The sequence below is a fragment of the Candidatus Thiosymbion oneisti genome, from assembly GCF_900092655.1.
Lineage (GTDB): Bacteria > Pseudomonadota > Gammaproteobacteria > Chromatiales > Chromatiaceae > Thiosymbion > Thiosymbion oneisti.
Map to the genome: position 1 here is coordinate 1 of NZ_FLUY01001719.1, position 2,743 is coordinate 2,743.

1 protein-coding gene is annotated in these 2,743 nt (G+C 64.6%); it reads left to right on the top strand.

Going from position 1 to position 2,743, the window contains the following annotated elements; genetic code table 11:
- The first annotated feature begins 325 nt into the window (after window positions 1–325).
- Entirely contained in the window at window positions 326–2,506 is a 2,181-nt protein-coding gene (locus BQ17_RS18175) for a malate synthase G (protein WP_089729538.1), read from the top strand.
- Window positions 2,507–2,743 lie beyond the last annotated feature (237 nt).

Here is a 2,743-nt window from a genome sequence, read left to right on the forward strand (position 1 = left end):
TTAATCGACGCTGGAGCGTCAGATCCCTCCTCCGTCGGGACCAGGTCTGCTCCCACGCTGGAGCGTGGGGAGCCAGCTGATACCCTCGGCGGGAGAGGGGGCGCAGCTCGTAGGTTGAGCAAAGCCGCCGGGGACGGCGGCATGCCCAACGGCTCCGAGGGCATTTCCGACGATTGATATTTCCGGCGATAATAGTTCCGGCTCCTGACCGGAAATATTCCTGAACGATGAATCTCAACGGCCCTTCATAGCCCCTGTCGGGGGCTTCCTTCAAGCTGCCTGCTATGCAGGTGGTTGATGACTCTTGTACAAAACGGACAACACTATGATCGAACGCATCGATGTGGGCGGCCTGCGCGTCGCCAAACCCCTCTATGACCTGGTGAAAGAAGAGATCGCCCCCGGCACCGGGGTGGATCCGGATCGGTTCTGGACCGCTTTCGGGGAGATCGTGCGCGAGCTCACGCCCCGCAACCGGGAGCTCTTGGCCAAGCGCGATGCACTCCAGGCCCGCATTGACGAGTGGCACCGGCAGCATCCAGGGCCGGCCGCGGACCCCGCGGCCTACCGGGCCTTTCTGGAGGAGATCGGCTATTTGGTCCCCGAAGGTGAAGACTTCGCAATCGGCACCGAACGTGTCGATGCGGAAATCGCCCGGATCGCGGGCCCCCAGCTGGTGGTCCCCGTAAGCATCCCCCGGTATGCCCTGAACGCCGCCAATGCCCGCTGGGGCAGCCTGTACGACGCCCTCTATGGGACCGATGTCCTGCCCGAGGATGGTGGTGCGGAGCGCGGCAGCGCCTATAACCCGGTGCGCGGCGCCAAGGTGATCGAGTATGCCAACGGCTTTCTCGACCAGGCGGTCCCCCTCGCCAAAGGCCGTTACGCGGAGGTCACCGGTTACCGGGTAGTCGAGGGCCGACTGGTGGTCACCCTGGCGGGAGGCGGTGAGACCTCGCTCGCGGACCCCGGCGCCTTCGCCGGCTATCGGGAGGGCAAGGGGCGCCTCGAAGCGGTCCTGTTGGTCCACCATGGTCTGCACATCGAAATCCAAATCGACCCCACCCACCCGGTCGGCAAGGACAGCCCCGCGGGGGTGAAGGACGTGGTCCTGGAGGCGGCCGTGACCACGATCCAGGATTGCGAGGACTCGGTCGCCGCCGTGGACACCCAGGATAAGGTGGCGGTCTACCGCAATTGGCTGGGCCTCATGAAGGGCGACCTCAAGGCGAGCTTCCAAAAGGGCGGCAAATCCATCGAGCGGACGCTGGAGGCGGACCGCGACTTTACGGCGCCGGACGGCTCCAGGCTCACCCTGCCCGGACGCAGCCTGATGCTGGTGCGCAACGTGGGCCATCTCATGACCAATGACGCGGTGCTCACGGCTGCGGGCGAGGAGGTGTTCGAGGGCATGCTCGGTGCCATGGTGACCGTCCTGGCGGCCATGCACGACTTGCAGGGGCGCGGCACCTACAAGAACTCACGGACTGGGAGCATCTACATCGTCAAGCCCAAGATGCACGGCCCCGAAGAGGTCGCCCTGACGGTGGAGCTCTTCGCGCGGGTCGAGGATGCCCTGGGTCTCGCCCGCAACACCCTCAAGGTCGGCATCATGGACGAGGAGCGGCGCACCACGGTCAATCTCAAGGAATGCATCCGGGTCGCCCGCGAGCGCGTCATCTTCATCAATACCGGGTTCCTGGACCGTACCGGCGACGAGATGCACACCGCCATGGAGGCGGGCCCCATGTTGCGCAAGGGGGATATGAAGACCAGCCCCTGGCTGCTCGCTTACGAGGACTGGAATGTGGACGTGGGCCTGGCCTGTGGTCTGCGTGGGCGGGCCCAGATCGGCAAGGGCATGTGGACCATGCCAGACGAGATGCGCGCCATGGTCCGGACCAAGCAGGTCCATCCCCAGGCCGGTGCGAGCTGCGCCTGGGTACCGTCCCCCACCGCGGCGACCCTGCATGCCATGCATTACCATCAGGTGGACGTGGCGGCACGCCAGACGGAGCTGGCCGCCGGTGGTCACCGTGCCGATCTGGATACCATCCTCCGGTTCCCGGTGGTCGCCAACCCGACCTGGACCCCGGTGGAGATCCAGCAGGAGTTGGACAACAACTGCCAGGGCATCCTGGGCTATGTCGTGCGCTGGATCGACCAGGGGATAGGCTGCTCCAAGGTACCGGATATCAGCGACATCGGCCTCATGGAGGATCGCGCCACCCTGCGCATCTCCAGCCAGCATGTTGCCAACTGGCTGCGCCACAGCATCGTGGACAAGGACCAGGTGATGGAGACCCTCAAGCGCATGGCCAAGGTGGTGGACGGTCAGAACGCGGCCGATCCCCGCTATCGGCCCATGGCACCGGGCTTTGACGGCATCGCCTTTCAGGCCGCCCTGGATCTGATCTTCAAGGGCTTGGAGGCCCCCAACGGCTATACCGAGCCCACGCTCCACGCCCGCCGGCGGGCACTCAAGGCGGCCCTTGGGATCGGCTAAGCTTCCGTGGCGAAATTCAACTTGCCATCCCTGGACGACTGGATTCCGGGGTCCCACCCGGAATGACGGTGAGGTGGAAGCCTGTCATTCCGGCAGGGAGTGCCGGAATCCAGGTGTTAGGGATGGTGAGTGGCGGGAACCCTCGCAGTAGCAATCGAAGCTAGTACCTAGTTTCGACCGATTTTGCAAGTTCATAGTCTCTGCTGACTCACCCGCTCGCGGTTTTTATTTCGCTTG